The organism is Isoptericola sp. NPDC060257, assembly GCF_042726645.1.
Lineage (GTDB): Bacteria > Actinomycetota > Actinomycetes > Actinomycetales > Cellulomonadaceae > Isoptericola > Isoptericola nanjingensis.
In genome coordinates, this window is the sequence record NZ_JBHXAW010000376.1 from 1 (window position 1) to 3,322 (window position 3,322).

Sequence of the window (3,322 nt, forward strand, 5' to 3'; positions counted from 1 at the left end):
ATGCCCGAGCCCTTCGTCGTCCCCGCTCCCGCGCCGCGCCGGTCACTCCCCCGAGTGCGGGCTCACCGGCTCCAGCTCCGAGGGGTGCGCCTGCCGCCGGCGGAAGACGCCGTGCAGCAGGAGGGCGCACGCGTAGGCGCCGAACGAGACGCCGATCGTGGCGGCCAGGAAGAGCGTCTGCGGCAGAACGTAGGCGACGCACGCCGCGCCCACCGGGATCGCCGCCAGCCCCAGGGTGCGCGCCGGCTCGGCCAGCGGCAGCAGCAGCGCGTTGCGCACGGTCCGACGCAGCGGGGCGTCGAACCAGCCGACCAGGGCGAGGCCGTACAGCAGCGCCGCGAGCAGGTAGGCCGCGCCCAGGAGCGCGAGCGCCCCGGCGACCGCGGTCAGCGCCCCGTCGGACGACAGCCAGAAGAATCCGCTGAAGACGAGCATCGCCGCCGGGACCGCGAACGCCACGAGCACCGCGGTGCCCCGCCACGCGTTCCGCCCGAGGGCGACGAAGAAGCCGCGCACCAGGTGACCGCGCTCGTCGTCCGCATAGCGCAGCGTCACCTCGAGCAGCGCGCTCGTCGCCGCGCCGACCGTGACGAGCGGCAGGCACACCACCAAATAGGCGACGTTGAGCACCACGAACAGGACGAACGTCGTCAGGCCCTGCGCGGTCCTGCCCTCGGTGTCGATCCTCATCGTGCCGGGGCCCCCACGGTCAGCCGTCGCCGTGCCGGGAGGTCGACGCTCGACGGGCCCGCCGCGAGCGTGTACTCCCCCGGCGCGACCCGCAGCACGCCGTCGAGCATCCCGCCGCCCGTCCCCTGCTCCCACACGGCCAGCCGCGCGACGTCGACCGGGACGTCGACCACCGCTGCCTCGCCCGGGGCCAGGCGGACCCGCCCGTACCCCAGCAGCAGCCGCTCCGGCGTCGGGACTCCGGACGCGGGCCCGCCCAGCGCGTAGACCTGCACGAGCTCCTCGGCCGGGCGTGCGCCGTCGTTGCGCACGGTCACGCGCGCCGTGACCACCCCCGCCGCGGCGGGGTCCGCCGGCCGCAGCGGCGGGTGGTCCTGGGTCGGGGCCGGGGCGGGCACGACGTCGCGGGACAGCGCGAGGCCGTGGTAGGCGACGTCGCCGTAGGTCAGCCCGTGGCCGAACGCGAAGGCGGGCGTCCCGAGCTCCCCCGCCGGCAGGTGCCGGTAGGTGACCTGCTGGCGGCGGGTGTCGTAGTCGAACAGGTCGCCCGCCTGCTCCGGGCGGGCGGGCCACGTCTGCGCCAGGCGGCCCGTGGGCTCCACCGCTCCGGTCAGCACGTCGGCGAGCCCGTGCCCGAGCTCCTGGCCGGCGTGGCTGCTCCACACGACGGTCGACGCGTCCCCGGCCCCCGGGCCGAGCACGTACGGGTAGCTCGACACGATCGTCAGGACGGCGCGCGGGTTGGCCTCGGCCGCCGCCCGCCAGACCTCGACCGCGGCGTCGGGGAGCATGAGGTGCGGCCGGTCCTGCGTCTCGCGGCCGCCGAGGTGCGGGTCGTTGCCGACCACGACGACGACGGCGTCGCAGCGCCCCGCGACCTCCGCCACGCGGGCGGCGCCCGACTCGAGGACGCGCGGCACGAACCGGGCGGCGTCCTCGGGCGTGCGCCCCTCGGCGCACAGCACGCCCGTGTCCCGCTGGGCCCGCACCCAGCGGCCCGACCCGAGGTGCAGCAGCGACCACGACCCGTCGGGGTGGACGTGCCGGCGGAAGCTCTCCTGCACCTCCCACCCGCCCACCCGGCCCGCGTCGGCGCGCAGCGGCCAGGACGCACCGGTGAGGAGGCGCCCCGACGCCGCCGACCGGAACGTGAGCACGCCGTCGCCCCAGTCGGTGACCTCGAGGTGCGTGGCCTTGTCGGCGGCGGCCGCGTCCGCCACCACGCGGGCGCCGTCCTCGGACACCGCGACGTAGCGGCCGGTGGCCGCCACGCGCAGCGCGACCACGTCGGCCCCCGTGGCCGCCTCGACGCGGTCCGCGCCGAGCGCCGCGCGCAGCCCGTCGACCGGCGTCACGGCGTACGGCGGCGTGCCCGAGTACCAGTCGGTGAGCACGACGTCCGCGAGCGGGCCGACCACCGCGACGGTGCCCGACGCCGGCAGCGGCAGCGCCCGGGCGTCGTCGCGCAGGACGACGACCCCGCGGGCGGCCGCCTCCCGCGCCAGCGCCCGGTGCTCGGGCGGGTCGATCTCGCCGAGGTCGGCGTACGGGTCGTGCTCGCCGTCCAGCTCACCCGAACGGATCCGCAGCTCGAGCAGGCGCAGCACGGCACGGTCGACGTCGTCGGCCGTGAGGAGCCCGCGGTCGAGCGCCTCCTCGATCCGCCGGACCGTGGGCCCACGGTCGGCGTCGTCGTCCGTGAAGGAGTCGACACCCGCGCGCACCATCGCGGCGTTCCCCGCGGCCCGGTCGGACGCCGCGCCCTGCAGCGTCACGAGGAAGGCGGGCGCCGCGGCGTCCGAGACGAGCGCGACGGAGCCCGGGGCCCACGACCGCAGCTCGTCGAACAGCGCGCCCTGCAGGTGCGCCGGCACGCCGTTCACCTGGTTGTACGAGGGCATCACCGCGCCGGCCACCCCCGCCTCGACGGGCTCGCGGAACGCGGGCAGCTCCTCCTCGTGCAGGGTGCGCGGGTCGAGGTTCGAGCTCGTCGACGACCTGTCGGTCTCGTTGTTGTACGCGAGGAAGTGCTTGAGCGTCGGGACCGTCTTCCACACGCGCTCGTGGTCGCCCCGCAGACCCCGGCTGTAGGCGGTGGCGAGGTGGGCGGTCAGGTGCGGGTCCTCGGAGTACCCCTCCTCGTTGCGGCCCCACGCGGGGTGCCGCAACGTGTTCACCACGGGGGCCCACACGTTGAGGCTCACCGACGGGTCCGCGCGGTGCTTGGCGCGCACCTCGCTCGCGGTCGCGTCGCCGACCCGGCGCACCAGGTCGGTGTCCCAGGTCGCCGCGAGCCCCACCGGCTGCGGGAACACGGTCGCCTCCCCCAGCCAGGCGACGCCGTGCAGCGCCTCGCAGCCGGTGTGGAACGGCGCGAGCCCGAGCCGCTCGACGGCGGGGGCGTGCTGGTGGAGCATCGCGACGCGCTCGTCGCGCGACAGCCGGGACAGCAGGTCGACGGCGCGCTCGGGCGTCGGCAGGCGGTGGTCACGGAAGGCAGGCACGTCCACGGGTCCTCCTCTGGGTGCCGCGGCGGTGCGGCACGGCGGTCACGCTACCGGCGACGATCGTCGGTGCGGATCGTCGAAGCGCTTCAACAACGCTACCGACACCCCGCTCCGAGGGCAAAGCC

At 76.6% G+C, this 3,322-nt stretch carries 2 protein-coding genes; both read right to left on the reverse strand.

All coding sequences use genetic code 11. The features are described from left to right. Positions 1-42 precede the first annotated feature (42 nt). Positions 43-690, reverse strand: coding sequence for a DUF624 domain-containing protein (locus ACFWEK_RS20200; RefSeq protein ID WP_430555198.1), 648 nt, complete (start codon positions 688-690; stop codon positions 43-45). After that, positions 687-3,200 (reverse strand): beta-glucosidase, encoded by a 2,514-nt coding sequence (locus tag ACFWEK_RS20205; protein WP_430555199.1) that lies wholly within the window; start codon positions 3,198-3,200, stop codon positions 687-689. Before ACFWEK_RS20205 ends, ACFWEK_RS20200 begins: the two co-directional genes overlap by 4 nt. Between the last annotated feature and the right edge of the window lie 122 nt (positions 3,201-3,322).